Source organism: Dietzia sp. B19 (assembly GCF_014145155.1).
Taxonomy (GTDB): Bacteria; Actinomycetota; Actinomycetes; order Mycobacteriales; family Mycobacteriaceae; genus Dietzia; species Dietzia natronolimnaea.
In genome coordinates this window covers 1-2,125 of record NZ_JAALED010000409.1, presented here as the reverse complement: position 1 = coordinate 2,125, position 2,125 = coordinate 1, and the positions used below count along the sequence as shown (strand labels likewise).

Here is a 2,125-nt window from a genome sequence, read left to right as displayed (position 1 = left end):
GCTCGGGCACCGCCTCGGATCCGGCGTGACCGCCCGGCGCCACGCCGTGCTCGCCGTGACCGCGGCAGTCCTGGCGGTGATGTTGTGGTGGTTGTCGCGCGACCTCGTGGCCGTCCGGCCGCCCGAGGTCGACCCGCCCGTCGACGGTGTGATCCTGCGGACCTACACCGAGCCCTGGCTGCTGCTGGCGGCCACGCTGTCGGCCGGGGTCGCGATGGTCGCCACCACGCTCGCGTTGCTGACCCGCGGCAGCCGGCATGAACAGTGATATATCCACTTCTGCCTGCACCTTTTCGGCACCGACCCCGCACGCGGTAACGATCGGATGACGGTTCCCTGAGTCGGTGCCAGTTGGTGCGGCGTGGCACCCGCCACAGGCTACATTTGGAGCGGTTCGGACGCTTGTAACGCTCATGAACTTGAGCGGTCGCGGCGTCCGATTCGTCTGGCAGTCATCTACAGAACATGGAATCGGGGATCGGTGCAGCCGTCTAGCACTTTCGTTGGCACCACCGCGGTCGTTGGGGCGATCGCACTTCTTGGTACCGGAGTGGCCGCCGCCGCCCCGGTCAAGTGGCAGGACTGTACCGAGATGCTCGGGATCGAGGCCGAGTACGTGCCGGCCGGTCTCGAGTGCGGGACCGTCGAGGTCCCCGTCGACTACAGCCAGCCCGACGGCGCCCGGACCGAGGTCGCTCTGACCCGCATCAAGGCGTCCTCCGGGCAGGCCCGGTCGGCCGTCTTCGGCAACCCCGGCGGCCCCGGCAACTACGCCCTCAACTTCTGGAGCCCCGCGTTCGACGGCACCGCGCCCGCCGGCCTGTACGAGAACCACGACCTCGTGGCCGTCCAGCCGCGTGGCCTCTACGGCTCCAACCCGATGACCTGTGACGTCGCCTTCGTCGGCCCGACCACCGCGAACGCGCTGCACGACGCCTGCTTCGGGACCGATCCGGCCTACATGGCCTCGTTCACCACCGAGAACGCGGCCCGCGACATGAACGCCGTCCGCGAATCGCTCGGGCTCGCCGAGATCGACTACGTGGGCGTGTCCTACGGCACCGCGATCGGCACCGACTTCGCGACCCTGTTCCCCGAGCACACCGGCCGCATGGTGCTGGACTCCAACACGCACCCCGACTGGCGGTGGTCCACCCAGGCCGAACAGGGCGCGCTCGCCCAGGAGCGACGACTGAACGACATCTTCACGTGGATCGCCGAGCGCGACGACTACTACGGCCTCGGCGACACCCCGCGCAAGGTGTTCCACTCCTGGAAGTGGGTCACCGACCAGGAGGTGGGGGGACCCGCCAACCTCACCCCGCCGCCGGCCGAGACCCGCGACCTGCCCGTCGAGCTGCGGGGCACCGCGCTCGAGCGGCCCGCGCTGGACACCATCAACGGCACCGCGCCCGCCCTCGCCCGCGTCGAGGGTCTCGGTCGCGCCGTCGCGCTGCAGGGTCTGACCAACAACGCCACCACCGGGTTGTACGACGCCACGGTGGGCGCGACCTACTCCGAGCAGGCGTGGCCGATGCTGGCGCACATGCTCAAGTACTACAACGACGGCGGCAACATCGCCCGGGTCGACTACCCGACGGCCGCCAGGATCGTCGCCGCGCAGGAGAGCCGCTCGCCGGTCTTCCGCACCGACATCGAGATGAACGCGATCATCACGTGCAACGAGACCGCCTCGCCGCCGAGCGAGCTCGGCGTCATGGCTGCCAAGGCGGACCGCTACACGGGCGGCAACAAGCTCACCACCCGCGCCGCGGCCGAGGCCGCCGGTGACGACTGTGTGGGCTGGGCGCCGGTCGCACGCACCATCCAGCCGAACGGCGACGCCCTCGACCAGAAGCCGCTCGTCCTGCACTCGGAGAAGGACGCCGTCACCCCGATCGCCGGTGCCCACAGGGTCGTCGAGACGCTCGACGGGACGCTGGTCGTCGTCGGCGGCGGCGAGCACGGCACCTTCCGCACCGGAAACGCTGCCGTCGACGCGGTGGTGATGGAGTTCCTCGAGACCGGGGTCGCCACCCCGGGGCGCGTCGAGGGCAAGCCCTCGCCGGAGCCTCTGCCCAGGTGGGGTCAGGCCGAGCGCGCGGCCGCCGCCCAGCAGGGCATG

At 70.5% G+C, this 2,125-nt stretch carries 2 protein-coding genes; both read left to right on the top strand.

Translation table 11 applies throughout. From position 1 onward, the window contains the following. A partial coding sequence (locus tag G6020_RS11850) for a hypothetical protein (RefSeq protein ID WP_241732687.1) occupies nt 1–268 on the top strand: 268 nt, incomplete at its 5' end. A gap of 282 nt (nt 269–550) precedes the next feature. Next, the coding region (locus G6020_RS11845) for an alpha/beta fold hydrolase (protein WP_182610767.1) at nt 551–2,125 on the top strand (1,575 nt) is incomplete at its 3' end.